The following is a 24,837-nucleotide window of genomic DNA, read 5'->3' on the forward strand; positions in this document are numbered from 1 at the left end:
CCGCGGAATCCCGGTTCTGCACGACGGGAGCGCAACCAGCTTTCCCTGGAGGATCACCGCAGGTCAAGGGGGTAACGGTGAACTACATGTATCAGGAAAACAACATGATCCACAACGGCCCCCGACCCGCCCCCACCGCTTTCCACGCAACCGGGATAAGCGCCGCACACAGGCGACCGCTCGGGCGGATGTGGCGTGCCACCGCGAAAGATCACAAGTTGCCCGCAACGGGCAATCACCCCTTCCACCGGAACCCCTCACAACGCCACCCGAGAGCCACGCCCCACCTTTACCGTCGCGTAACGGGAGCCGGTTAGGCTACGGTCTCGTCAGCGGACCTCACGGGCTCTCACCGGGACGCGACGCACCTTTTTTGACAGGTCCCCCTTGGGCACAGCCATGGCGAATAAAAAACGTCCTTCGCCCCGATGGCCACCTCCCCGGCGGGGACGGAAAGGAGTGAACGGCCGCCCGGCCCGGTGGGCGTCGTCAGGGCCGGGCTTCTGCAGGGGCGGAGGTCTTGTCGGTGGCATCGGCGTCCTCCTGCTCCACCGTGACCCTCCCGATGCCCAGCAGCGACGCCAGGAGGGGGCCGAACAGCGTGGCCACGACGATGGAGCCCAGGGTGATGGCCCAGGCGAACGGGCCGAGCGGGGTGCAGTCGAAGAACTGGCTGACGCCCGGGGTCTGGATGAGGGCGACGAGCACCGCGGCGGAGCCCAGACCGGCGATCAGCACATGCCGGTCCCGGCCGCCCGCGGTCAGGGTCTGCGCCAGCTGGGTGCCGACCAGGGCGGCGAGCGCCACCGTACCGGCCCGGCGGGTTCTGCCGGTGACCCGGCCACCGGTCCACGCCAGTCCGGCGCCGGCGGCGGTGATGACGCCCCGCAGCAGCATCTCCTTGGTCAGCGCCACGCCCAGGGAACGGCTGGGGCCCTCCTTGAGCAGCCGTTCGCCGGTGTGCCCGGTCGGCTCGCGCACCGCGATGGCGAGCGCGGGCGCGAGGTCGGTCAGCAGGTTGACCAGCATGATCTGACGGGCGCTCAGGGGTGTGGAGCCGGTGAGGGCGGAGGTCGCCACGCTGAAGGTGACCTCGCCGAAGTTGCCGCCGATGAGGATGGCGAGGGCCACCCGGACCGAGGCCCACATGGCGCGCCCCTCCATCAGGGCCGAGACGATCGTCTCCAGGCGGTCGTCGGTGACGACCAGGTCCGCCGCGGCGGTCGCGGCCGGGGTGCCGCGCCGTCCCAGGGCGATGCCGATGTCCGCGAGCCGGATGGCGGGGGCGTCGTTGGCGCCGTCCCCGGTCATCGCCACCACCCGGCCCAGGCGCTGATACGCCTGGACGATGCGGACCTTGTGGTGCGGGCTGCACCGGGCGATCACGTCCACCGTCGGCAGCAGTTCGTCCAGCCGCGCGTCGTCCATCTCGTCCAGCTCCGGGCCGGTGCACACCATCGGCTCGGGGACGTCCATGATGGTGGCCGCGATGGCGTCCGCGGTGGCCGGGTGGTCGCCGGTGAGCATCACGGTCTGCACCCCGGCCTCGCGCAGCCGCGCGGTGGCGGGGGCGGCGCTGGTGCGGACGGGGTCGGCGAGCGCGATGAAGCCGAGGAACTCCAGGTCCCTGACGGTCTCGTCGGTCAGCTCCTCGTCCTGACGCATCGGGCGCTCCGCCACCGCCAGCACCCGCCGTCCCGCACCGGCCAGCTCCTCCGCGGCCTCGGTCAGCTTCCCGATGCCCTCGGCGTCCAGTTCGGCGGCCCGTCCGGTGCCCGGTACACGCCACCGGGCGACCCGCTCCAGGACGCCCTCGGGCGCCCCCTTGACGCTGAGCAGCGCACCGTGCGTGGTGCGCCCGGCGGTGGCGTGGTAGGCGCGGGAGGGTTCGAAGGGCAGCGCGTCGGTACGCCGCCAGCGGGGCGCTCCGCGCCGCACCCCGACCCCGGCCCGGCGCGCCCCGGTGCTCACCGCGCGGTCGGTCCGGTGCGCCATGGGTTCGGCCTGGCGGGCCGGCGGGGTCGCGCGCAGGGCGGCGGCGAGCACCGCCTTACGGGGCGCGTCGAGCCGGTCGGCGGGGAGCGGGCCGGCGCCGTCGCTGACCGCCGCGAGCTGGAGGTTGCCCTCGGTGAGGGTCCCGGTCTTGTCGAAGCACAGCACGTCGGCGCGGCCGAGCGCCTCGATGGTGCGGGGGTTGCGGACCAGCGCGCCGAGGTCGGCCAGCCGCCGGGCGGCGGCCAGCTGGGCCGCGTTGACCAGGAACGGCAGCCCTTCGGGGACGGAGGCGACGGCGAGGTTGACGGCCGAGGCGAGGTTCTTGGTGAGCGGGAGGCCGTGCAGCAGCCCGGCCCCGGTGACCGCGGCGGCGGAGCCCAGCGCGATGGGCACGCTGGACCGGGTGAGCGAGGTCAGCCGGGCCTCGACACCGGTGACGGGCGCGGCCTGGCGGGCGGTGGCCAGGCTGCGGCCCACCTCGGTGGCCGGTCCGGTGGCCACGACGACGGCCACGGCGCGCCCCGCGGAGACCGTGGTGCCCTCGTAGAGCATCGACCGGCGCTGGGTGATGTGCCCGCCGACGACCGGCGCCGGGTCCTTGGGGACCGGGAGGGACTCGCCGGTCAGCGAGGATTCGTCGGCCTCGAGTCCCTCGGCCTCCAGCAGCCGGCAGTCGGCGGGCACCACGTCCTCGGGGCCCAGTACGACGATGTCGCCGGGGACGAGGTCTCCGGCGGTCACGAGGCGTTCGGTACCGCCCCGGCGGACCCGGGCGCCGATCGCCGACCGGGCGAACAGCTCGGACAGCGCCCGCTCGGTCCTGACCCGCTGGAAACCGCCGACGAGGGCGGAGGTGCCGGTGATGGCGGCCACCAACGCGGCGTCGGTGCGCGAACCCACGGCGGCGGCCAGGGCGGCCCCGGCGGCGAGGACCGGCGTCAGCGGGTTGGCCAGCTCCTCGATGAACGCGGCGGGCAGGCTGGTGCCGGTGGGCTCGCCCCGGCGCGGCCCCTGGCCCGCGCGGGCCGCCGCCTCCTGCGGGGTCAGACCGTCGAGCCCGGTGCCCAGGCGCTCCAGGACGCGCGGTACGGGCATCAGATACCAGGGGGTGGTGGTCACCGGAGGGTCCATGGGGCGGGCGAGGAGCTGGCGCACCCGCCAGTTGCCCAGGGCGAAGGCCAGGGTCCCCGCGGTGGTGCCCGCCGCCGCGCCGCGCGCGGCGGCCTGGTCCGGGGCCGCCTGGAGGGCGGCCACCGCGCCGATGGCGCTGCCGCCCGCGGACAGCAGGGCGCTCTCCCGGTCGACCCGCGCGGCGACCCCCACGGCGTCCACGATGAGCCCGGCCGACTCCAGGTCGGCGCCGACGAGCAGATGGGCTCCCCAGGCCGGGGGCTCGCCCTCGCGGTGCACCCCGATGCCGCAGTCGGCCGCTCCCAGCGCCCGGCGGTTGCCGGAGAGCAGCAGCACGACCGCGCCGTCGGCCTGAAGGGAGCGTACGGAGGCCACGAGACGGCCGCCGGACGGCGCCACCGCGTCGGCGAAGGTGATGCCCGTGGGATGCGGCCGGTCGGTGGCCAGGACGATGCGCGCGCCCGCCCGGCGGGCGGCGGCCGCCACGGCCTCGGCCCCGGGGACGGTCTGCGGCGCGAGGCCCACCACCGCCTGGAGCCTGCGCCCCCGGGCCAGGCCGAGCACCCGCTCGCTGCCCCGGCGGCGGAGCCTCGCCGCGGTCTGCCGGCCGGTGCGGCCGGTCAGCTCGAGACGGTCCAGGGGACCGAGCACCCATCCGTTGTCGCGGCGGATCTCCAGGGGCTGATCGGCGTCGAAGAGGCCGAAGAGCCGCCCGGTGGTCCGCTCGGGTTCGGCGCCGCCGAGGAGTTCCAGGTCGACGGGCTCGTAGCGGTCGCCGCGCAGGGCCTCCTCGTCCAGCACCACGGTGTCCACCCGGCCCAGCCGCCGCAGACAGCTGCGGTCCATGGCCAGGACGCCGCGCAGCGCCAGGAACCGGCCGAGGCTGGTCGCGAACCCCTCCCGGCCGGCCCCCGGCGCCTTGGGCACGGACGCGAAGGCGACGGCCAGGGCGCGCCGTGGGCGGACGAAGGGGGCGGCGAGGGCACCGGCCACGGCCCCGGCGGCCATGGAGCGCTCCGCGAAGCGCTCCACGGTGTCCTGGGGGGACGGTCCCGGCCGCTCGACCACGATCGGCTCGGCCCGCACGTCCTGGGGGCCGTGCACCAGCTGCGGCTCCATCGCGGCCCAGGCCCGGCCCTCCGCCTCCGCCTCCCGCCACAGGGCCATCCGCTGGAGGAGGTCGAGCGCGAGCCCGCCGCCCCGGGTGGCCACGCTCTGGGCCAGCGCGCTCAGCACCGGCAAGGCCGCCTCGGTCGGCTCCCCGCGGGTGATGGCCAGGGCCAGCCGCCGCAGGCGGGGGTGGTTCTGGACGACGGACACGGTCGCGGCCACCTCGGCCGGCAGCCGGAGCCAGGGGGCCAGCCGCAGGGCGGTGGCGACGCTCAGCCCCGCGACGTCCGCGGCCACCACGGCCAGGGACTGGGCCGCCTTCGGGCCGCCGGACGGATGGCGCGGCTCCGGGGCCCACTCGTCGAACTCCTCGGGGTGCACGGCCGGCTCCTGGGCCTCCGCGCGCTCGATCCGGGCGAGCAGGGTCTGCTCGGACGGGGGCGGTCTGTCCACGGCCACCACGACGCGTTCGGAGGGCGCGTTCACCCGCGCCCACCGCACCCGCGGATGCTCCTCGAGGGCCTCTTCCACCCGGCGGGCCACTCGCTCGCCGCCGATCCCGTGCACCCCGCGGACCTCGATGTAGTACCGCCCCGGAGAGGACCAGATCCCCCGCTGGGAGGGCCGGACCAGCCGTGCGACGGCTCCGGCGGCATCCCGCACGCCCGCGGCCACGCCGCCCTTGATGGGGGCGAGCAGCGCGGGCGGCAGGGGCAGACGCAGTGCTGACAGCGGTGACATCGAGGGGACCTCCGCTCTCCGGGCAGCCCGCCCGGTTCATCCCGATTACCCTGAAAAGGGAAGAAGATTCCATTCGCCATCACCGTGTGGACGTGAGACCAGTGACCACTCCCACCCCTTCACGCAAGCGCGGCTCCCCGGCCGCCAAGAAGACGGCCCCGGCGCGCGGCGGCGGCACGTCGTCGAAGTCCAAGGCCGCGTCGGGCACATCGCGGTCCTCGCAGCCGAAGAAGGCGGCGAAGTCCACCTCGTCGTCGCGGAGCACACAGCGACAGCGGACCGCGAAGGCCGCCGCCAAGGCCCCCGTGGAGGTCTCGCGCGGCGACGGCAAGCGCACTCTGAGCGTCACGGTGCCCACGCTCGACACCATGGGCCACGCCACCAAGGAGACCCTCAGCACCGTCGGCCACGCCACCAGGGACACGCTCGACACCGTGGGCCACGCCACGAAGGAGACCTTCGGCACGGTCGGCCACGCCACGACCCGCGCGAGCGGCGGCGCGGCGAAGGCGGCGCTGAAGCCGGTCGAGGTGGCCCGCCGGGTGCTGCCCGCCAAGGGCGGGCTGCCGCTGTACCTGGGGCTCGGCGCGCTGGGTGCCGTGGAGGTCATCGAATGGCCGGTGGCCGTCGGCATCGGCGTCGGTTACGCGGTGCTGCGCAAGGGGGGCATCATGGCCCCACCGGCCGAGAAGCACCCCGAGGGCGGCGCCGAAGGGCGCACCGAGAGCCGTTCGAAGAGCCGCTCCTCGGCCCGCAAGCCCGCCAAGGCCGCGGCGTAGCGCCCGGCCGGCGGCCCCGTACCGGGCCCGGGCCGGAGCGGAAAGCGGGCAGAAAGCGGGCACGACTCTGTGGAAAACGGGCACCCCATAGTCGCCATGGCGTTGGTATACACCAGGAAGCGGACCTAAACACCCGTCACTGAATTCCCCCTGGGGTCCGGCGCGTTGCTCCCCCGTGGCGCGCGGACCCTCCGTCACCTGGGGGTTCACCTGAGGCGGACGACCACTCCGTCAGAAAACGACCGAAAGCGGTGACTCCTCTTGGCCCTCCCCCACAGCGCTCAGGGTCCCTCTCGAGTGCCCGGACAGGCAGCCGTCACCCCGCGGCATGCCACCGGAATGGCCACCCTCGCCCCCGACCTCCATGTGATAGCCGGGGACGAGGACTTCTTCCGGCACTTCGGCGCCTCTTCCGCCGAGTTGTGCGGCCGGAGCCTGTTCGACCTGCTGCATCCCAGCACCCCCTCCGTCCTGCGGGAACACTTCTCGCGGCTGCACGACGGACGGCGCACCCGCTTCACCGAGCGCGTCCTCGGCTACCGCTCCCGCGACCGGGTGTTCTCGGGCAAGCTGACCGGCACGGCCATCCAGGGCCGGTCCGATCGCCTCGCTGCCATCGTCGTGATGGTCAAACCGGATGACGAACGACCCGAGGAGGAAACGACCCCCGCGAACCAGAAGCTGCTGTCGGCGCTGGAGGCCCGGATACTCGAGGGCGTGGCCACCGGCGCGTCCACCGTCCAGATGGCCGCCAAGCTGTATCTCAGCAGACAGGGCGTCGAATACCACGTGGGAGCCATGTTGCGGAAGATGAAGGCACCCAACCGGGCGGCCTTGGTCTCCCGCGCCTACGCGTCGGGCATGCTGACCGTGGGCACCTGGCCGGCCCAGGTGCGTCCGGAATTCATCAAGTGACGTACGCCATCTGAGATCTGACTCTCCGAAAGCCCGGGGCTGGCCGCCCCGGGCTTTCGTGTCCGGCCGCCCGGCCGGTACGTCACCGGGCCCGGCGTGGAACGCCTCCGCCGCTCAGTAGGCTGAGACGGCCATGCGTTCCTTTCCCTCCGGTCCGCGCACCGCGCGACGACGCCCCCGCCACCGGCCGCCACGCGGCCTCGTGTCCGCCGTGGTGGCCGCGTGCGCCGCCGTCGCCGCCGCGGGCTGCACGGCCCAGGCCGGGGTGCGGGACGACGGTGCGGCGCCCACGCTGTCGGCCCCGGCCAGCGCGGTTCCGCTGTGGCCCGGGTACACCCCGCCGGCCGCGTCCGCACCCGCTCAGGAATCCGACCTCGCCCGCTATCTGCCGGTGGACGAGGTCCAGGTGCCCGCGGGCGGGCTGGCCGCCCTGTCCGCGAAGAACCTGCTGCTCCACGACCCCAATGTGCCGTCGCTGGTGCAGAAGGAGATCTCCGCCTGCCCCGCTGACGGCACCTGCCCGCTGCGGGACGCCGTGCACCGCGATCTGACCGGCGACGACCGGGACGAGATGGTGGTGGCGGTCGATCTGCCGAGGTTCGAGCGGACGCTGCTCCAGGTCTACACGGCCTCGGGCCACACGGTCCGCCCCGTGCTGATCTACTGGGGTCCGCAGGGCCTCACCGGCGAGACCCGCGGCCGCGATCTGGTGATCAGCGCGATCGGCGAGGACGGCCGGGTCACCACCCGCTTCCGCTGGAACGGCAGGGTCATGGCGGCCGTGACACCCGCGGGCGGGACGGGCACCCGGCCGGACTTCCCCGGGGCCGTACCGGCCGTGCCGGAGGCGGTATCGACCGTGCCGCAGTCCGTGCCGACCGTGCCGGACGCCGTACCGGAGGACCGCGGCGCAGTGGACACGGCCCCCCGTACGGAGACGAGGACGACGCGATGACCACCGCCTTCACCCCACCCGGCCCCGCCCCGGGCCCCGGCTCCCCGACCGAGGCGCATCTGCTGCTCGTCGAGGACGACGAGGTGATCCGCAATACGGTACGGATGTCTCTGGAGCGGTACGGCTTCACCGTGTCCACCGCGGGCGACGGCCTCACCGGTCTGGAGATCTTCCGGGAGCGACAGCCCGATCTGCTGCTCCTCGATGTGATGCTGCCCGAGCTGGACGGCATCGGACTGTGCCGCAGGGTCCGCGAGTTGAGCCTGGCGCCGATCCTGATGATGTCCGCGCGCGGTGACGCCCTCGATGTCGTCTCCGGTCTCGAGGCCGGTGCCGACGACTATGTCGTCAAACCGTGCGAGTCCGCCGTCCTGGTGGCCCGTATCCGCTCGCTGCTGCGCCGCGCCTCCTTCACCCCGATGGTCCGCGGCCCGCGCGACGAGGCGCGCGGCGGGGCGCCGGAGGCGGACGGCGCGGCCCGGCCGGACACCCTCGTCTTCGGCGAGCTGACCATCGACACCCTTGGCATGGAGGTGTGCCGCGCGGGAGAACCGCTGGCCCTGACCCCCACCGAACTGCGGCTGCTGCTGGAGTTCGCCGGCTCGCCCGGTGTGGTGCTGGAGCGCCGTACGCTGCTCAGCCGGGTCTGGGACCACGCGTGGCAGGGCGACACCCGGGTGGTCGACCTCCATGTGCAGCGGCTGCGCGCGAAGATAGGCGCCGAACGGATCGAGACGGTCCGCGGCTTCGGCTACAAGCTGCGGCGCTGACGACGATGACGCTGAGATGGCGGATCGTCGCGCTGGTGGCGGCGGCGACCTGTGCCGCCGCGGCGGCGGTCGGGGTCCTGGTGCACCACGCCTCACGCGACCGCGAGCTGTCCCAGGCGCGCGACGGGGCCCGCACCACCCTCGACCACGCCGCGCTCATCTACGCCCGCACCGGCGGCGTCCAGGGCTCCGGTGCCGTGCTGGACGCACCCGGGCTCCCCGCCGGGCTGCGGCGCCTGGTGGCCAAGGGGCACCAGGGCACCGAGTTCGTCACCGGCCCGGACGGACCCGCGATGTGGGCGGCCCGGCCCGCCGATGGCCAGGTCCTGTCCGTACGCGTCGACATGAAGACCGCGATGCGCAACATCGGCGCGCTGGACACCAACATCATCCTGGCCGGGCTGATGACCACCGCCGTGGTGCTGCCCCTGGGGGTGCTCACCGCCGAGCGGATGAGCCGGCGGCTGCGGCTCGCGGCCGCCACCGCGCGGCGGATCGCGGCCGGGGACCTGGACGCCCGGATCTCCGCCGCCACCCGCCCGCACGACGAGATCGCCGAGATCTCCGGGGCCGTGGACTCGATGGCCGCCGCGCTCCAGGAACGGCTCCTGGACGAGCAGCGGTTCACCGCCGATGTGGCCCATGAGCTGCGCACTCCGCTGATGGGTCTGGTCACCGCCGCCGAGCTGCTCCCGCCGGGCGAGGCGGCCGGGTATGTGAGCGACCGGGTACGGGTGCTGTCCACCCTGGTCGAGGATCTGCTGGAGATCTCCCGGCTGGACGCGGGGGCGGAGGAGGCCGATCTGTCCCCCTGTCCGCTGGGGCCGGTGCTCGACGAGGCCATCGCCGGCACCGGGCTGCCGGCCCGGCTGCGGACCGGCGCGGCGCCGGACACCGGGCAGGCGGGCACCGGGCAGCGGGACGCCGGGCAGCCGGACGCCGGGGAGGGCCCGAAGGTGTGGACCGACCCCCGCCGGCTGGCCCGCATCGTCGCCAATCTCGTGGTCAACGCCCATCGCCACGGCCGGGAACCGGTCGAGGTGACGGTGGCCGCGGACGGCCGGACCGTGACGGTCCGCGACCACGGCCCCGGCTATCCGGACGACCTGCTGGAGAGGGGCCCGCAGCGGTTCCGCACCGGGGTCCGGGAGCGGGGCCGGGGCCATGGCCTCGGGCTGACCATCGCGGCCGGGCAGGCCAAGGTTCTCGGCGCCACGCTGGAGTTCGGCAACGCGCCGGACGGCGGAGCGGTCGCCACGCTGCGCCTGCCCGAGGGGCCGGAGCCCGGTCCGATACAGGACTGATACATCGTCGAGCGGAAGTCGAGGCGTGTCAGCGCCCCCGCCGAGACCTCCCGTTGCGGTTTCGAAGATCTTCGCTGAGGAGGATGGCGCCGACCCCCGCGAATCCTCGCGGCCGGGATCGACGGAGGAGCAATCGGTATGGCAGGTCCCCTGACGGCCCTACGCGCACGACGCGCACCGGCCCCGGAGTCGGCGCCGCAGGATTCCAGCCCCCCGGGGCGGCGGCGCCGGACGAGGGGACGCGGGAAGGGGAAGCGGACCGGCATCCGGCGGTTCTTCACCTGGCGGAAGCTGATCGCCTATGTGGTCGGTCTGTTCGCCCTGCTGATCGGGGCGTTCACCGTGCTCTACTACTCCATCGAGGTTCCCGAGGCCAACGCCCAGGCGAAGGCGCAGAGCAACGTCTACAAGTACCGCGACGGCACGATCCTCGCCCGCACCGGCGAGATCAACCGCGAGATGGTCTCCCTCGACCGGGTGCCCACGGGCGTGCAGCACGCGTTCGTCGCGGCCGAGAACAAGTCCTTCTACCAGGATCCGGGCGTGGATCCGATGGGCATCGTGCGCGGACTGGTCAACACCGTGACCGGCAAGGGCACCCAGGGCGGGTCGACCATCACCCAGCAGTACGTCAAGAACTACTACCTGAGCCAGGAACAGACCGTCACCCGCAAGATCAAGGAACTGGTGATCTCCCTCAAGGTCGACCGGCGCAGCTCCAAGGAGGAGATCCTCCAGGGCTATCTGAACACCAGCTACTTCGGCCGCGTCGCCTACGGCGTCCAGGCCGCCGCCCGCGCGTACTACGACAAGGACGTGGACGACCTCGACATCGCGGAGGGCGCGTACCTGGCGGCGCTGGTGCAGGCCCCCAGCCAGTACGACTGGGCCGTCGCGACCCCCAAGGCGAAGCGCCTGGTCACCCAGCGCTGGAACTATGTGCTGGACAACATGGTCGACATGCACTGGCTGGACGCCGCACAGCGGAAGCGGATGCGCTTCCCCACGCCGGTCGCCCCCGAGCCCGCCCCCGGCCTCAGCGGCCAGGCCGGCTATCTGGTGGACGCCGCCCGCAATGAGCTGATCGCCGCGGGCGTCAGCGAACAGGAGCTCGCCGCGGGCGGCTGGACCATCACCCTCTCCATCGATCCGGCCAAGCAGCGGGCGCTGGAGGAGACGATGCGGCAGGGCCTGGACGGCTCCGCCAAGGGCAAACAGGGCCGTGCGGACGCCGCCGCCACCCAGGGCGGCGCGGTCTCGATGAACCCGGAGAACGGGCACATCGTCGCCCTCTACGGCGGCCGGGACTACACCGAGCACTATCTGTCCAACGCGACCCGCGGCGACTACCAGGTGGGTCCGGTTTTCGAACCGGTCATCACCGCCGCGTCCATCGACACCAAGGCGCGGAAGAAGCCGACCGCCGACAGGCTGGGCGCCGTCAAGAGCACCGCCCGTGCGCTCGGCATGGACACCGACAGCGGCGGCTTCGACAAGGAGCAGTCGGTCGAGCTGGGGCTGATGGGGTCCAGTCCGCTGAGGATGGCCGGTGTCTACGCCTCCTTCGACCACGAGGGCAAGCGGATCACCCCCAGCATCGTGCAGTCCGCGCGGCGCGGCGACGAGACGGCCGATCCGCCGGACGCGGTGGGCGATCGGGCGATCGACCCGACGGCGGCCCGGCTGATCAGCCGGAGTCTCATCGACGGCGACGGCGGACCGGACGCGGTACGCGCGATCAAGCGGCCCGCGGCGGGCAAGGGCGGGGTGTCCGACGACAAGCGGGCGGCCTGGTACGTCGGCTACACCCCGGACCTGGTCACCGCGGTCGGCCTGTTCGGCGAGGACCCCACCACGCGAAAGCAGATCCGGTTGCGGAACGCCGGTGTCCAGCGGGTCGCCGACCTGTGGAACCGCTACACCGACAAGGCGCTGAGCGGGGTGCCCGCCGCGTGGTTCGACTTCGAGGAGGGCTCGGTTCCGGTCCCGGCCCAGACGGTGGCTAACGCACGGTGAGGGTGGCGGCCAGGCCGCCGGAGACAAGCGCGGCCCCGAGGAGAGTGGCCAGGAGCAGCCGGCGGCGCAGCGTCCGGTAGACCTCCTGGTACTCCGCCCGCAGCTGCTCGCAGCGCCGCACCACCGTGCGCAGGTTCCGCTCGGTGACGGCCAGCTGGTCCTGGACGTAGAGCCGTTCGACCTCCGCCCGCTGGGCGGAGGTCAGCCAGTCGAGCCGGCCGGTGAAGCGGCGGGCCCGCTCCCGGGCCGCGTCCCGCTCCGTCTGGAGCAGCAGATAGCCCTCGATCTGGTTGATTCCGGCGGCGATACCGGGGGACTCGGCGGCTCGGGCCATGCTCACGCCACACTCTCCTTCTGACCGACATCGGGATGGTGCAGATCGAACGCGGGGGATTCGGAACGGATCTTCGGCAGGCTGACGAAGTTATGGCGCGGCGGCGGACAGGAGGTCGCCCATTCCAGCGAACGGCCATAGCCCCAGGGGTCGTCGGCCTCGATCTTCTTGCCGTACTTGGCAGTCTTCCAGACGTTGTAGAGGAACGGCAGGAACGACAGGCCGAGGACGAAGGAGCTGATGGTCGAGATGGTGTTCAGCGTGGTGAAGCCATCGGCGGCCAGATAGTCGGGAATTCTGCGGAGCATTCCCTCGGCGCCGAGCCAGTGCTGCACCAGGAAGGTGCCGTGGAAGCCGAGGAAAAGGGTCCAGAAGGTGATCTTGCCGAGCCGCTCGTCGAGCATCTTGCCGGTGAACTTGGGCCACCAGAAGTGGAATCCGGCGAACATCGCGAAGACGACGGTGCCGAAGATGACGTAGTGGAAGTGAGCCACCACGAAGTAGGTGTCCGAGACGTGGAAGTCCATCGGCGGCGACGCCAGGATCACACCGGTCAGACCGCCGAAGACGAAGGTGATGAGGAAGCCGACCGCCCAGAGCATCGGGGTCTCGAAGCTGAGCGACCCCTTCCACATCGTGCCGATCCAGTTGAAGAACTTGATACCGGTGGGCACGGCGATCAGGAACGTCATGAACGAGAAGAACGGCAGCAGCACACCGCCGGTGACATACATGTGGTGCGCCCAGACGGTGACCGAAAGGCCCGCGATGGAAATCGTCGCCGCGATGAGCGAGACATAGCCGAACATCGGTTTCCGGGAGAAGACCGGAATGACCTCGGAAACGATGCCGAAGAACGGCAGGGCGATGATGTAGACCTCCGGGTGGCCGAAGAACCAGAAGAGGTGCTGCCAGAGCAAGGCCCCGCCATTGGCCGCGTCGAAGACGTGCGCCCCGAATTGGCGGTCCGCCTCCAGGGCGAACAGCGCCGCCGCGAGCACCGGGAAGGCCAGCAGCACCAGCAAGCCGGTCAGCAGCACGTTCCAGGTGAAGATCGGCATCCGGAACATCGTCATGCCCGGGGCGCGCATGCAGATGATCGTGGTGATGAAGTTGACCGAGCCGAGGATCGTGCCGAAGCCGGAGAGGGCCAGACCCATGATCCACATGTCCGCGCCCACCCCCGGTGAACGCACCGCGTCCGACAGCGGGGAGTAGGCGAACCAGCCGAAGTCGGCCGCGCCCTGCGGGGTCAGGAAGCCGCCCACCGCGATCAGCGAACCGAACAGGTACAGCCAGTACGCGAACATGTTCAGCCGCGGGAACGCCACATCGGGCGCACCGATCTGCAACGGCATGATCCAGTTGGCGAACCCCGCGAACAGCGGGGTGGCGAACATCAGCAGCATGATCGTGCCATGCATGGTGAACGCCTGGTTGAACTGCTCGTTCGACATGATCTGCGTCCCCGGACGGGCCAGCTCGGCGCGCATCAGCAGCGCCATCACCCCGCCGAGGCAGAAGAAGGCGAACGAGGTGATCAGGTAGAGCGTGCCGATCGTCTTGTGATCGGTGGTGGTCAGCCATTTCACGGCCGTGGCCCCCGGCCCGGGGCGGCGTGACGGCGGGGCGGCCGGCGCCGCCGCGACAACGGTGTTGTTCCTCATGATCGCTAGGTGTCCGGCACCCCGTGGATCGTCACTCCGACGGCCGGTCAGGATTTCTCGCCGCGAGGTGTGATGATCTGCGGTGTGCCGGACACCTTCGGATCATGAGCACCGACGACGCCTTCGACGCCGCCTACCGTGAGCATTACTGGGCGGTCAGCCGTTTTGTGGCACGGCGGCTGGACGACCAGGCATGGGACGTCGAGGAAGTGGTCGCCGAGGTCTTCGCGGTGGCCTGGCGCCGCCGGGCCGAACTGCCCGGGTCACCACTGCCGTGGCTGTACGGGGTGGCCCGGCACTGCCTGGCCAACACCGTGCGCGGCAAGGGCCGTTACCGCAGACTGCTGCTCAAACTGGGCCACCACGAGGTGACGCGCGGCGGGCACACCGTGGCGAGCCCGGACGCGGAACGGCCCGGCTCCTGGGTGCTGGAGGCGCTGTCCCGGCTCGCCGAGGCCGATCAGGAGGTGCTGCGGCTGACGGCGTGGGAGGAGCTGACCGTCGAGGAGCTCAGCACCGTGCTGGGGTGCGGCCGGTCCGCCGCGGCCATGCGGCTGCACCGGGCGCGGCGGCGGCTGCGGGAGCAGATAGAGACCCTGCGCCGGGACGACCGGGTCTCGCTGGGGTGCACGAGCGGCAAGGGCGAGATGGCCGATAAAGCCAATAAGGCCAATAAGGATGGACACGCATGACCGACGAACTGGATCTGCTCCACGAGGCCGACCCCGTGTCCGCCGACACCGGCCGTTGGCGGGACCGGCCGCTGGACGCGCGCGCCGAGCTGCTGCTGCGACAGCTGCCGTCCCGGGACCGGGGGCGCCGTACCGTCCGGCGCGTGGTCTGGAGCCTGGAGGCCGCGGCGGCCGCGACGATCCTCGCCCTCGCGCTGACCGTCCCGGGCACCGGCTCCTCCCCCGCCGTGGCCGCGTCCAGGCCACTGCCGCTGGTGGCACACGCCTCCCGCGCCGACGTACCGCTCGCCGCGATCGTCCGGCGGGCGCGGGCGGCGGCCGAGGAGTTCCCGGCGAAGAGCGAGCGAGGCAGCCATATCCAGTCCTGGTCGCTGGGGATGGCGTCGGGGAAGGACCCGGTGACGCTCCCCCAGGAGTCACTGACCCGCTGGAACGCGGACGGCAGCGGTTCGCTGCTGGTGGTGGCCACCGATCCGCGCCACCCGGGCCGCCCGGTGATCGAGGACGGTCCCCCGCCGCGCACCGTCAACGACGGCAAGGTGCTGCGCAACGAGCACTATCCGGCCGGTATCGGCGGCGCCAACGAGAACTACTTCGAGGACCCCCCGTCCGGTGCCCAGGCGCTGCGCGAGTATCTCGCCGTCTGGACGCCGGGCGCGGACCGCGACCCGGCGGACCTGATCTCGGCCGTGCGGTCCTTCCTCTCGGTGTGGACCCCGGGGCCGCGCCAGAGGGCGGACATCCTCACCCTGCTGTCCGGGATCGAGGGGCTGCGCCCGGCGGGCAAGGTCACCGACCGGCTGGGCCGGGAGGGGCAGGGGTTCCGGTTCACCACCGCCCTGGGGGGCCGCTATCTCATCGTCCTCGACCCGGACGACGGCAGGGTGCTGGACGTCGAGGAGACCGTCACCCGGGACGATCCCGAGTACCGGGTGAAGGCGGGCGATGTCATGTCCTACACCGCCTGGATCTCCTGACCGGGCAGGACGAGCGGCGGACCGCGCGGGCGGGCGTCAGGCGTCGTCCTGCTGGCAGTGCGGGCACCACAGGGTGGTCCGCCCGGCGATCCGGGCGCGGTGCAGCGGACGGCCGCAGCGGGGGCAGTGCGGGTCCGGATCGTCACGCCGTCCGGTGAGCCAGTCCGGGTCGTCCGGCACCCGCCCCACCCGCACCGAAGCGCGCAGCACCTCGCGCATCGCGGTGTGCAGCCGATCGTGCTCCTCGTCGGTGAGCGTGTTCACCGGCCGCCGCGGATGGATCCGCGCCTGCCACAGGATCTCGTCGCCGAGCAGATTGCCGAGTCCGGCGATCACCGCCTGGTCGGTCAGGGTGGCCTTGACGCGTCCGTGCCGCCCCGCCAGCAGCCGGTCGAGCCCGGCCCGGCTCAGGGAGAGCGCGTCCGGGCCCTGGTCGCCGAGGATCCGGTCGACGTCGGCGTCGCCGGCGGCGAGCCAGACGCCCTGGAGCTTGCGCTGGTCCTCGTAGCCGAGGCGGTGTCCGTCGTCGAGGTCGAAGGCGACGCGCTCGAACCGGCCGACCGGTTCGGAGTCCGCCCCGCAGACCAGCCGCCCGGTCATGCCGAAGTGCAGTACGAGCGTGGGGCCGTCGGTGGGGGCGATCAGCCACTTGCCGTGGCGGCGCGGCGCGGCGAAGCGGCGGCCCTTGAGCTCGCGCTTCAGCCCCTGCGCGGTCACCCCGTGCAGTACCCCCGGATCGGCCACCTCGGCCCGCTCGACGCGGCGGCCCTGGGCGCAGGAGACCAGCGTCCGCCGGAACCCCTCGACATCCGGTAGCTCGGGCATAGCGTCAGGTTACGTCAGGGGCTTACATCCCGCGTCGCCAAGAAACATCCCTTTCGGGTGGTTTCATCGTATAAAGTACCGAAATATGCGATGCATGCGCTCCGGCCGGAGGGCGAGCGGTCGCAGCCAGACGCTTTTCGCGGTCACCCGGTGTCTGCCGTTTCTGGTCCTGGCGACGGTGCTCGGCATCGAGCTCTCCCCCGCCCACGTCGTCTACACCGGCCCCCTGCTCTCCCCGGCCCCGGCGCTGGCGGCGGTGACCATGGGCCCGGTCGGCACCGGCGGGGTGGCGGGCCTGGCGGGCGTGGTCAGCGCGATCACCGCCACCCACAACCACGCCTGGGGCAGCCAGCAGGTGTACGCGAATCTGCTGGCCCTGCTGGTGGTGGCGGTGGCGAGCGTGGCCACCAGCGCGGTGCGGGTGCGCCGGGACCGTGAGCTGACCCGGGTCCGCCGGATCGCCGAGGTGTCCCAGAACGTGGTGCTGCGGCCGCTGCCCGCCCGGTTGGGCGCGGTGAACACCGCGAGCGTCTATCTGGCGGCCGAGCGCGGCGCGCGGATCGGCGGGGACCTCTACGAGGCGATGTGCACCCGCTACGGGGTGCGGCTGATCGTCGGGGATGTGCGGGGAAAGGGGCTTGCCGCGGTGCGGTCCGCCGCGGCCGTCGTGGGCGCCTTCCGGGAGGCGGTGCACTACGAGACGGACCTCGCCGAGGTGATGCGCCGCTGCGCGGCCGCACTGGCGCGCGAGTACGAGCTGTTGGACCGCTCCCAGCTACGGGACGCGCGGGAGCTGGAGGAGCAGTTCGTCACCGTGGTCCTCGCCCAGGTGCCGGACGAGTCGATGGTCCAGCTGATCAACCGGGGCCATCCGCCGCCGCTGATGATGCGCCACCGCGAGGTGCGCGCCCTGGGCCCGGTGCGCCCGCTGCCGCCGCTCGGCCTCGAGGAGTTCCTCACCCCTCCCCCGATCGGCGTCGAGACCTTTCCGTTCCTGCCCGGTGACCGGCTGTTGCTGCACACCGACGGAGTGATCGAGGCCCGTAACCGCCGCGATGAGTTCTTCCCGCTGGCCCGGACCATGGCGACGCTGGACGGCACCACCCCGGCCGAGTACCTGGACCGGCTGCGCCAGGCCCTGGTCCGGCATACCGGGGGCCGGCTGGCGGACGACGCGGCCATGGTCCTCGTCGAGCGGGCCGCCGACGGCACGCCGCCACCGGCCCGCGTCGACCACGTGGGCATGGACTGAGCACATGGGCATGGACTGAGCACATGGGCTGGGACTGAGCACATGGACTGGGACTGACCACGTGGGCTGGGACTGAGCACGTGGGCATAGGGTTGACGCCCTCGCGGAGCGCGACGACACTGTCAGGGACGGTCACGATGGTCAGCGCCCGCCGTGCGGAATCCCCGCTGAGGTGGGTCATCGGCCCCGGCTCGCTGACAGGCAACCCTTCTCCCGCGACGGGGTGCCCCCGGGTGACGACCGGGTCTCGTCGACGTGGACGGGACAAGCGCGGTCTCGCTGCCTCGCGAGCCCGATGATGATGGGATCGGTGGAGATGCCCAGGACTGACAGCCACGGGGAAGGCGCCCGTCGGCGTTCCCGGCCGTCGTCCCCGTTCCGCCGTCCCCGTCCCCTGACCCGGCGCCTGCACATCGATCTGCTGCGCATCTGCAGCGCCTCCAGTCCAGCCGGCTGAATCGACACGGTCACCGAGCGCGGCCCCGCGCATCGGCGGGCCGGGTGTGTCCCGGCACCGCCCCCGGCGGGTGCGCCGCGCGGGTTTCCCTTCCATCGCGCCATCGGCGCCGCCCAGGCCGGCGGGGCCGGGGCTCCTTCACTGCCTTGGAGAGCCATGTCCGAGACGTCTCCGCTCAGTTCAGGTCCTGCCGCTCTTCTCGATCCCGACCCCTGCCGGCCCCGCCCCCGGACCGCCCCGCCCACTCCGCCGCACCGCTTCCGCAGCCGCATCGGCGTCGACCTGGCCGGGGGCTTCTATCCGGCGCCGCATCGCTATCGGCTCTATCTCTCCGCGAGCTGTCCGCTGTCGCTGCGCATCTCCATCACCCTGGATCTGCTCGGGCTGCGGGACACCATCACCACCACCCTCCTCGGGCTCCCGGGCGAAACCCCCGCGGCGTTCGCCTCGCTGCGCGGTGCGTACGAGGCCACCTGGCACCGCTACAGCGGGCCGGTGGACGCGCCCGCGCTGTGCGACCGCTGGACCGGACGTGTCGTCAGCAATCACACGCCCGACATCCTGCGCGACCTCGCCGGCCATCTGAGCGACCACGTCGGAACCGACCGTCCCCGGCTGCGTCCGGCGGCCCTCGCTGCGGACATCGACGCCCTCCGCGAACTCCTCGACACGGACATCACCCATGCCGCGCGGCAGGCCGGGACCGCGCCCGAGGCGGAATGCCGGGACGCGGCGCTGGAGCGGCTGCTGACGGCCCTCGGCCGGCTCGACCACAGGCTGGCGTCCGCGCCGTACGCACTGGGCGACGAGCTGACCGCCGCCGATGTGGACCTGTGGGTGGCCCTCGTCCAGCTCGACACCGAGCACCGGCTCCAGCTGGCCGCCGACGCGGCCCACCGGGTCTCCCGCCACGAGCGGCTGCGCGCCTATGTGCGGCGGCTGCACGCCCATCCGGCCTTCCACACCACGCTTCCGGAGGCCCTCCGGGCCGGTGTGGCCTAAAGTCCGCCGCTCCGGTCGCCGCCGGCCGTGACGGCCGGGGGCGACCGGAGCGACCAGGGCGACCAGGGCGTTCAGGCCGCTCAGGACAGGGCGGCGCGGGCGCCGCCGAACTCCCCCACCGCGCGGGCCACGATGGCCTCCAGCCGGGCGTGGTGGGCGCCGCGCCAGTAGACCCGGTCGCAGACCGTGCAGCGGGCGAAGACGTCGTAGGTGCGCCGGGTCCCGTGCTGGAGCCGCTCCCGGACCGCCTCCTTGTCGGCGTCCTCCAGCGAGCCGTTGCAGGCGGTGCAGCGGGTCCAGGGGGCCAGGCTCGGGGTGAACCGGCCGAGGACGTCCCGCAGCTGCTCATCGGGACGGTCGCTGTAGACGTACGCCCCGGCCCACAGCTCGCGGCGGCGCAGCAGCCCCCGGTCGCGGGAGAGCAGCACCCGGCGCTGGGCGGCCGAGCGCGCGGCCAGCTCGGGGTCGCCGACGTCCTCGCTCTCGTACGCGGCGTCCACGCCCAGCAGCCGCAGCCGGCGCGCGAGCGTGCCCAGGTGCACATCGAGCAGAAAGCGCAGCGGCGCCCCCGGCACCCGCTGCGGGCGGACCACCGGGTGGACCTCCACGGTCTCCCCCGCGCCCGGCACATGCGAGACGGCGGTCTCCTCGCCGTCCACCAGCAGCCGGCCGACCTCGGTGAGTGGGACCCCGAGCGACTCGACGACATGGCCGAGGGTGGAGACGCCGTCGGTGGCGACCGCCGTCCAGGGGCGGCGCCGCTCCGGGACGGCGAAGAAACGCAGTTCAGGGGCGAGGCTGAGATGGATCTCGGGTCCGTTCACACCGCCAGCATGCCAGGCGTGCCCGGCCGGGGCGACGGCGTTTCTCCCGGGCGGCGCGACGGGCCCCGTGGTCGCGGGCCGGGACGTCAGCGCGCCGGCGGGGCCGCCTTGGCCCGGTCGCGCCGTCGTTTGCGGCGCCAGGCGACCATCCGCAGACACTCCTCGTGCGTCACCCGGCCCAGGAGCGCCCCGCCGAACACCACGAATCCGACCCCGACCAGCCAGGACTGGACGACCAGCACGGTGCCGACCGGACCGTAGGAGACCGCGCTGGAGGCGATCAGCGGGGAGAACACCAGCTGGGAGAAGAACCGCAGCCCCAGCAGCCCGACGCTGGTGGCCAGCGCGCCCGGCAGCAGGGCGCCCCAGCTGATCCGCCCGCCCAGCAGCAGCCGCTGTGACCACCAGAAGAACAGCACCGTGCCCACCACCGCCACCAGCAGCCGGGAGACGCCGGGGGCCAGATGGGCGGAGAGCAGCAGATAGCCGATCAGCGCCACGAGCCACACCAGATGGCGCCAGACGGTGTGCCAGCGGCCCGCGGGCAGCTCCCACACCTTCTCGTAGCCGACCTGGAGCACGGTGCCGAAGCGCAGTCCGAAGATGGCCAGCGTCGCCAGACCGAAGGCGGTGGTGGACTCCAGTGCCTGCTTGGGCGGGGCGAACAGCCGCTGCACCTCGTCCCGCGAGGTCGGGGAGAGTCCGAGCCCCTCGGCCAGCCACTGGGCGAACCCGAGCCGGTTCACCGGATCCGCCGCGGCGACCACGATGAGCAGGGGCACCAGGGTGAGAAAGCCCAGGGCGGCGAAGCCCATCGCGCGGTGCAGCAGCTCGAATTCGCTGCCCCGCCGCCATCCGCGTCCGACCGCGGACCGCTGGACCGCGTCACGCAGCCGCCGCCACCACGCCAGGGGCCCCCGGGCGCCGGACGCGGACGGATTCTCGGACATGCCCACGGGTGCCGGTCAGTACGGGTGCCGGTCGGGCTTGTCCGTCCACGCCTGGTACGCCTCGGCACCCATCTCCGGGTGGATCTGCTCGATCAGGATGGAGCGCTGGTCCATGGGCTTGCGGAAATCGTCGTACATGAACGAGTCGTCGAAGCCGATCTTCGCGGTGGCGGCCGGATCGCAGCTGAAGTAGACGGCGTCGATCCGCGACCAGTAGATCGCGCCCAGGCACATCGGGCACGGGGCGCCGCTGGTGTAGAGCGAGCAGCCCTGGAGCATCCGGGCGCGCTCCGGCACCGGGTCGGCGGACCCCTCGGGGCGCGGCACGAGCGCCAGTGTGCTCTCGTCGACGTGTTCCGGGGCTATCGCCGGCGCTTCGGGGTTGAGCACCTGGATCGCCTTGCGGATGGCCTCCACCTCGGCGTGTGCCGTGGGGTCGCCGGTGAGCAGCACCCGGTTCTGCCCGCGGGCGATGATGTCGCCGTCCCGGCTGATCACCGCGCCGAACGGGCCGCCCCAGCCGTTCTCCACCGATTCGGTGGCCAGCCGTACCGCTTCGGCGAGGAACTCCCGCTTCGCCATCCGCACCTCCGCTCGGCGTTGTCGTGCCTGTGCCGGACACACTGAGGAACGCTCGATTTGTCCAGGAACGTGACCAAGAGTACTCGCCATGGATGTCGGTGCAACCCTCGGCCGCGGCCCCGGACCTCACGGTGGGTCAGGGCCCGGACGGGGGTCAGGGCCCGGACGGGGGTCAGGGCCTGGACGGGGGTCAGGGCCCGCACATCATGCCGGGGCCGTGACCGGGGCACCGCTGTCCGCGTCGATGACGCTGACCCGGACGGCGGGCTCGTCCACCGTGTCCAGGCTGGCCGCGGCGTCCACCGCGAACAGCACCAGAACGGGCCGCGCGGCCGCGCCGCCCCCGTACACCCCGGCGAACTGGAGGATGCGCCAGCCGTCGTCGTCCCAGTGGTCCAGCAGCGCCGACCGCACCATGCGGGAGGCGCTCTGCCAGGCCCGCGAGCGCTCCAGCAGTTCGACGGTCGCGGCGAGCGGGACCGCCGCCGACGCCGCGGTCCCGGCGAGCGGATGTCCGGCGATCCGCAGCCGCAGCCGGCGCAGCGGCATCCGCCACCGGCGGTCCACATCCGCGGTGAGGCCCGTCAGCACCGCCGCCGCGGCCAGGACCAGGCAGGACGCCGCGGCCGGACGGCGGGCCGCCGCGTCCCACCAGGGCTGCTGGGCCTGGGCCGCCGCGATCCCGCCCGCGAGGACCACGGCGGCGCGGGCGAAGGCGCGCCAGGTGGGCGGGGCGTCCTGCCGTGCCGTACAGCCGCAGGAGGATCCGGGCGCCGCGGCGCGGGCGTAGCCGAGGTAGCCGAGGAAGGCCGCGCCGAGGAGGGCGGCCGCCACCCCCGGGAACGGGGTGGCGGGCGGCGCCGGCAGCGCGGCGGCGAGGAGGAGTTCCGCCGCGCCGAGGACGCGGAGGACCGGCGCGGCCCGGCGGCCGTCGCCCAGCAGCCGCGCGAGCGCCGTACGGGGCGCCTGCCGGGCGACGCCCCGGCCGAACAGCTTGCCCGCACCGGCCGGGCCCAGCACCCCGGCGAGCAGCAGCGGGGCGAGGGCACAGACCAGGGCGCTCACCGCCGGCTCCCCGCGGCGGGGGCGACCGTGACCCGGACGAGGTCCACGGAACCGTCGGACGGCCGCCAGGCGCCCAGCACCTGGGCGCTCTGCCCGATGGTGAGCCGGGACAGATCGGCGGTGGGCGAGGCGCCGCCGTACGAGGCACTGGTCCGCTCCGGCATGAGGTTGCCGACGATCTCGTGCTGCCCGTGGGCGAGATGCAGCCGGGCCTTCTCGATGCCGCGGATGGTGGCGTGCAGGTTGACGATGTTGACCCACACGGCGTCGGCGGCGAGGGTGCCGTCGGGCAGCGGGACGCCGCGGGCGTAGAGCCCGTCGCCGGTCTCGATGTCGCCCGCGGTGGTGGCCCGCGCCTTCCAGACGCTGGTGGCGCCCGTGACCCGCACCCGGAAGTGGTCGCCGTAGGAGCCCGCGACCCGCAGGACGTCGTGATCGATCCCGGTGATCCGCCCCTCGGCGAAGGCGCTCTCGGCCACCGCGGGGTCCAGCGGGCGGATGGGCGCGGCGAAGGCGGCGTCGGCGTCCACCGCGCCCAGGGCGGTCGCCCCGACGACTCCGGTGCCGAGGACTCCAGCGCCCAGAGCCCCCGTGCCGACGACTCCGGTGCCGATGACGGTGGCGCCGCGGAGGGCGGCGGCGGTGAGGAAACGACGGCGGTCCAGGGGGTCGCCGGTTCGGTACGCGCTCATGGGCGGGCCCGCCTCATTCGAAGATGGAGACCGGCAGGGTGCCGGAGCTCAGGCTGCCGATGGCGGAGAAGGCCGCGGGGGTGAGGTCGATGACCCGGTTGGTGCGGCATACGTCGTCGCAGCAGGTGGACTCGGAGCAGAAGCTGCGCGTGCGCGGACCGCAGTCGCTGACGGTGACGCAGACGCTCGCGCCCGAGCAGTCGTGGCGCACCTTCATCACGGAACCGCAGCCACGCCGTGGTATGTCCTCGCCGCACAGATCCGGCCGGGTGATGTCCCAGCACGCCTTGGAGGCGTTGGGCCAGGCGGCCTGAAGCGCGCTGGACCGGCAGGTGCCGCACGCCCCGCCGCCCGCCGCGGCGCACGGACCCCAGGCGTTGCCACAACAGAACCAGGTGGCCTCGCCGTTCCAGAGTTTGGTCGATCCGCACGCCATGCCGCAGTCCTCCCGGCTTCGGTCCGGCCCCCCGGAGCAGCACCATCATGCGTGGGGCCGGGAGCCACCGCCACGGGAAGGCGCCCGGTCGGAGTCCTCACCGCCACTCGACGATCGTCATGCCGACGGCGGCCCGCCCCTCACAGCCGCTCGACAACCGTGACGTTCGCCTGCCCACCCCCCTCACACATCGTCTGAAGTCCGTAACGGCCGCCGGTGCGTTCCAGTTCGTGCAGGAGGGTCGTCATCAGCTTGGCGCCGGTGGCGCCGAGCGGGTGGCCCAGGGCGATGGCGCCACCGTTGACGTTGACCCGGCCGGGGTCGGCGCCGGTCTCCTTCAGCCAGGCCAGGACGACGGGGGCGAACGCCTCGTTGATCTCGACCAGGTCGATGTCGCCGATGGTCAGTCCGGTCTTCTTCAGCGCGTGCGCGGTCGCCGGGATCGGCGCGGACAGCATCCGGATCGGGTCCTCGCCGCGCACCGAAAGATGGTGCACCCGGGCACGCGGGGTGAAGCCGTGCTCCCGTACGGCCCGTTCGGAGGCGAGCAGCAGGGCCGCGGCGCCGTCGGAGACCTGCGAGGCGAGCGCGGCGGTGAGCCGGCCGCCCTCGATGAGCGGCTTGAGGCCGGCCATCTTCTCCAGGCTGGTGTCCCGGCGCGGCCCCTCGTCCACCGTGACCTCCCCGTAGGGGACGATCTCGCGGTCGAAGCGGCCCTCGTCGATGGCGCGCAGCGCCCGCTGGTGCGAGCCCAGCGCGTACTCCTCCATCGCCGCCCGGGTGATGCCCCACTTCTCGGCGATCAGCTCGGCCCCGTGGAACTGGCTGACCGGCCGGTCGCCGTAGCGCGCCCGCCACCCTTCCGAGCCCGCGAAGGGGCCTTCGGTCAGCCCCAGCGGCTCGGTGGCCTGGCCGCCGGCGTAGCCGATGGGCACCGTGGACATGTTCTGCACCCCGCCCGCGACCACCAGGTCCTGGGTGCCGGAGAGCACCGCCTGCGCGGCGAAGTGCAGGGCCTGCTGCGAGGAGCCGCACTGCCGGTCGACGGTCACGCCCGGGACCTCCTCCGGGAGCCCGGCGGCCAGCCAGCAGGTGCGCGCGATGTCCCCGGCCTGCGGGCCCACGGTGTCCAGACAGCCGAAGACGACGTCCTCGACGGCGGCCGGATCGGCGCCCGAGCGTTCCATCAGCGTGCGCAGGACATGCGCGCCGAGGTCGGCGGGGTGGACGGCGGCGAGCCCGCCGTTCCGCCGCCCCACCGGCGTCCGCACCGCTTCGACGATGTATGCCTCGGCCATGGCAGCTCCTCGGGGTCCCTCAGGTCATGACGGTCCTGCGGTCGTGGTCGCGCGGGCGGTCGTGGTCG

At 73.1% G+C, this 24,837-nt stretch carries 21 protein-coding genes and 1 riboswitch; of the genes, 10 read left to right on the top strand and 11 right to left on the bottom strand.

All coding sequences use genetic code 11. The annotated features are described in order from the left end of the window. Window positions 1-489 precede the first annotated feature (489 nt). Window positions 490-4,977, bottom strand: coding sequence for a cation-translocating P-type ATPase (locus N6H00_RS03810; RefSeq protein ID WP_268970101.1), 4,488 nt, complete (start codon window positions 4,975-4,977; stop codon window positions 490-492). A gap of 92 nt (window positions 4,978-5,069) precedes the next feature. On the opposite strand from N6H00_RS03810, the gene N6H00_RS03815 reads away from it, so the two are divergent. From N6H00_RS03815 to N6H00_RS03840, 6 genes are all read left to right on the top strand, one after another. Further along, window positions 5,070-5,756, top strand: a complete 687-nt coding sequence (locus N6H00_RS03815; RefSeq protein WP_268970102.1) for a hypothetical protein — start codon at window positions 5,070-5,072, stop codon at window positions 5,754-5,756. Window positions 5,757-6,053: 297 nt separating this feature from the next. Next, window positions 6,054-6,671, top strand: coding sequence for a helix-turn-helix transcriptional regulator (locus N6H00_RS03820; protein ID WP_268970103.1), 618 nt, complete (start codon window positions 6,054-6,056; stop codon window positions 6,669-6,671). 133 nt (window positions 6,672-6,804) lie between these two features. Next, window positions 6,805-7,626 (top strand): hypothetical protein, encoded by an 822-nt coding sequence (locus tag N6H00_RS03825; protein ID WP_268970104.1) that lies wholly within the window; start codon window positions 6,805-6,807, stop codon window positions 7,624-7,626. Continuing rightward, a complete protein-coding gene (gene cseB, locus N6H00_RS03830) occupies window positions 7,623-8,396 on the top strand; it encodes a two-component system response regulator CseB (RefSeq protein ID WP_268970105.1) in 774 nt (257 codons plus the stop codon). Before N6H00_RS03825 ends, cseB begins: the two co-directional genes overlap by 4 nt. A gap of 5 nt (window positions 8,397-8,401) precedes the next feature. Further along, window positions 8,402-9,700, top strand: a complete 1,299-nt coding sequence (locus tag N6H00_RS03835; RefSeq protein WP_268970106.1) for a sensor histidine kinase — start codon at window positions 8,402-8,404, stop codon at window positions 9,698-9,700. 138 nt (window positions 9,701-9,838) lie between these two features. Then, window positions 9,839-11,716: a transglycosylase domain-containing protein gene (locus N6H00_RS03840; RefSeq protein WP_268970107.1), complete on the top strand. Its 1,878-nt coding sequence runs from the start codon at window positions 9,839-9,841 to the stop codon at window positions 11,714-11,716. Here N6H00_RS03840 and N6H00_RS03845 read toward each other — a convergent pair. Beyond that, entirely contained in the window at window positions 11,703-12,050 is a 348-nt protein-coding gene (locus N6H00_RS03845; RefSeq protein ID WP_329618653.1) for a hypothetical protein, read from the bottom strand. The two genes, N6H00_RS03840 and N6H00_RS03845, sit on opposite strands and share 14 nt — an antisense overlap. A gap of 2 nt (window positions 12,051-12,052) precedes the next feature. After that, complete coding sequence (gene ctaD, locus N6H00_RS03850) at window positions 12,053-13,717, bottom strand: aa3-type cytochrome oxidase subunit I (protein WP_268970109.1); 1,665 nt, start codon at window positions 13,715-13,717, stop codon at window positions 12,053-12,055. 104 nt (window positions 13,718-13,821) lie between these two features. Here ctaD and N6H00_RS03855 point away from each other — a divergent pair, with 104 nt between their 5' ends. Both N6H00_RS03855 and N6H00_RS03860 read left to right on the top strand, forming a co-directional pair. After that, window positions 13,822-14,409, top strand: a complete 588-nt coding sequence (locus N6H00_RS03855; protein WP_268970110.1) for an RNA polymerase sigma factor — start codon at window positions 13,822-13,824, stop codon at window positions 14,407-14,409. After that, the gene (locus tag N6H00_RS03860) at window positions 14,406-15,386 is read left to right on the top strand and encodes a CU044_5270 family protein (RefSeq protein ID WP_268970111.1); all 981 of its coding nucleotides are present in this window, start codon (window positions 14,406-14,408) and stop codon (window positions 15,384-15,386) included. The genes N6H00_RS03855 and N6H00_RS03860 overlap by 4 nt, the downstream gene beginning before the upstream one ends. Window positions 15,387-15,422: 36 nt before the next feature. Here the strand turns inward: N6H00_RS03860 and N6H00_RS03865 are convergent, their stop codons facing one another. Then, window positions 15,423-16,211, bottom strand: a complete 789-nt coding sequence (locus tag N6H00_RS03865; protein ID WP_268970112.1) for an Fpg/Nei family DNA glycosylase — start codon at window positions 16,209-16,211, stop codon at window positions 15,423-15,425. Window positions 16,212-16,296: 85 nt separating this feature from the next. Between N6H00_RS03865 and N6H00_RS03870 the strand changes: the two genes are divergently transcribed. Both N6H00_RS03870 and N6H00_RS03875 read left to right on the top strand, forming a co-directional pair. After that, window positions 16,297-17,463 carry a PP2C family protein-serine/threonine phosphatase gene (locus N6H00_RS03870; RefSeq protein WP_268970113.1) on the top strand — a complete coding sequence of 389 codons (1,167 nt, stop codon included), beginning with the start codon at window positions 16,297-16,299 and terminating at the stop codon, window positions 17,461-17,463. Window positions 17,464-17,593: 130 nt separating this feature from the next. Next, window positions 17,594-17,740, top strand: a riboswitch (SAM riboswitch). Between the two features lie 336 nt (window positions 17,741-18,076). Then, on the top strand, window positions 18,077-18,922 hold the full coding sequence (locus N6H00_RS03875; RefSeq protein WP_268970114.1) for a glutathione S-transferase C-terminal domain-containing protein: 846 nt from the start codon (window positions 18,077-18,079) through the stop codon (window positions 18,920-18,922). Window positions 18,923-19,002: 80 nt separating this feature from the next. On the opposite strand, the gene N6H00_RS03880 is transcribed toward N6H00_RS03875, so the two are convergent. From N6H00_RS03880 to N6H00_RS03910, 7 genes are all read right to left on the bottom strand, one after another. Beyond that, the gene (locus tag N6H00_RS03880; RefSeq protein ID WP_268970115.1) at window positions 19,003-19,746 is read right to left on the bottom strand and encodes a Mut7-C RNAse domain-containing protein; all 744 of its coding nucleotides are present in this window, start codon (window positions 19,744-19,746) and stop codon (window positions 19,003-19,005) included. Window positions 19,747-19,832: 86 nt separating this feature from the next. Continuing rightward, window positions 19,833-20,696, bottom strand: coding sequence for a ribonuclease BN (locus tag N6H00_RS03885; RefSeq protein WP_268970116.1), 864 nt, complete (start codon window positions 20,694-20,696; stop codon window positions 19,833-19,835). Between the two features lie 15 nt (window positions 20,697-20,711). After that, window positions 20,712-21,278 (bottom strand): nucleoside deaminase, encoded by a 567-nt coding sequence (locus N6H00_RS03890; protein ID WP_268970117.1) that lies wholly within the window; start codon window positions 21,276-21,278, stop codon window positions 20,712-20,714. 204 nt (window positions 21,279-21,482) lie between these two features. Then, a complete protein-coding gene (locus N6H00_RS03895) occupies window positions 21,483-22,343 on the bottom strand; it encodes a MauE/DoxX family redox-associated membrane protein (RefSeq protein WP_268970118.1) in 861 nt (286 codons plus the stop codon). Further along, window positions 22,340-23,035 (bottom strand): cell wall protein, encoded by a 696-nt coding sequence (locus N6H00_RS03900; protein ID WP_268970119.1) that lies wholly within the window; start codon window positions 23,033-23,035, stop codon window positions 22,340-22,342. Before N6H00_RS03900 ends, N6H00_RS03895 begins: the two co-directional genes overlap by 4 nt. A gap of 13 nt (window positions 23,036-23,048) precedes the next feature. Next, on the bottom strand, window positions 23,049-23,471 hold the full coding sequence (locus N6H00_RS03905; RefSeq protein ID WP_268970120.1) for a septal ring lytic transglycosylase RlpA family protein: 423 nt from the start codon (window positions 23,469-23,471) through the stop codon (window positions 23,049-23,051). A gap of 140 nt (window positions 23,472-23,611) precedes the next feature. Beyond that, window positions 23,612-24,769, bottom strand: coding sequence for an acetyl-CoA C-acetyltransferase (locus N6H00_RS03910; RefSeq protein WP_268970121.1), 1,158 nt, complete (start codon window positions 24,767-24,769; stop codon window positions 23,612-23,614). Window positions 24,770-24,837 lie beyond the last annotated feature (68 nt).

The organism is Streptomyces sp. S465 (assembly GCF_026898115.1).
GTDB classification, from domain to species: Bacteria; Actinomycetota; Actinomycetes; order Streptomycetales; family Streptomycetaceae; genus Streptomyces; species Streptomyces luomodiensis.

What these genes read in the sequence shown, in the direction of transcription:
- N6H00_RS03825 (WP_268970104.1), top strand. Translation starts at nt 6,805, where the DNA reads ATGCGTTCCTTTCCCTCCGGTCCGCGCACCGCGCGACGACGCCCCCGC.
- N6H00_RS03910 (WP_268970121.1), bottom strand. Translation starts at nt 24,769, where the DNA reads ATGGCCGAGGCATACATCGTCGAAGCGGTGCGGACGCCGGTGGGGCGG.
- cseB (WP_268970105.1), top strand. Translation starts at nt 7,623, where the DNA reads ATGACCACCGCCTTCACCCCACCCGGCCCCGCCCCGGGCCCCGGCTCC.
- N6H00_RS03875 (WP_268970114.1), top strand. Translation starts at nt 18,077, where the DNA reads ATGTCCGAGACGTCTCCGCTCAGTTCAGGTCCTGCCGCTCTTCTCGAT.
- N6H00_RS03900 (WP_268970119.1), bottom strand. Translation starts at nt 23,035, where the DNA reads ATGAGCGCGTACCGAACCGGCGACCCCCTGGACCGCCGTCGTTTCCTC.
- N6H00_RS03845 (WP_329618653.1), bottom strand. Translation starts at nt 12,050, where the DNA reads ATGGCCCGAGCCGCCGAGTCCCCCGGTATCGCCGCCGGAATCAACCAG.
- N6H00_RS03840 (WP_268970107.1), top strand. Translation starts at nt 9,839, where the DNA reads ATGGCAGGTCCCCTGACGGCCCTACGCGCACGACGCGCACCGGCCCCG.
- N6H00_RS03855 (WP_268970110.1), top strand. Translation starts at nt 13,822, where the DNA reads ATGAGCACCGACGACGCCTTCGACGCCGCCTACCGTGAGCATTACTGG.
- ctaD (WP_268970109.1), bottom strand. Translation starts at nt 13,717, where the DNA reads ATGAGGAACAACACCGTTGTCGCGGCGGCGCCGGCCGCCCCGCCGTCA.
- N6H00_RS03870 (WP_268970113.1), top strand. Translation starts at nt 16,297, where the DNA reads ATGCGATGCATGCGCTCCGGCCGGAGGGCGAGCGGTCGCAGCCAGACG.
- N6H00_RS03885 (WP_268970116.1), bottom strand. Translation starts at nt 20,696, where the DNA reads ATGTCCGAGAATCCGTCCGCGTCCGGCGCCCGGGGGCCCCTGGCGTGG.
- N6H00_RS03810 (WP_268970101.1), bottom strand. Translation starts at nt 4,977, where the DNA reads ATGTCACCGCTGTCAGCACTGCGTCTGCCCCTGCCGCCCGCGCTGCTC.
- N6H00_RS03835 (WP_268970106.1), top strand. Translation starts at nt 8,402, where the DNA reads ATGACGCTGAGATGGCGGATCGTCGCGCTGGTGGCGGCGGCGACCTGT.
- N6H00_RS03890 (WP_268970117.1), bottom strand. Translation starts at nt 21,278, where the DNA reads ATGGCGAAGCGGGAGTTCCTCGCCGAAGCGGTACGGCTGGCCACCGAA.
- N6H00_RS03905 (WP_268970120.1), bottom strand. Translation starts at nt 23,471, where the DNA reads ATGGCGTGCGGATCGACCAAACTCTGGAACGGCGAGGCCACCTGGTTC.
- N6H00_RS03860 (WP_268970111.1), top strand. Translation starts at nt 14,406, where the DNA reads ATGACCGACGAACTGGATCTGCTCCACGAGGCCGACCCCGTGTCCGCC.
- N6H00_RS03865 (WP_268970112.1), bottom strand. Translation starts at nt 16,211, where the DNA reads ATGCCCGAGCTACCGGATGTCGAGGGGTTCCGGCGGACGCTGGTCTCC.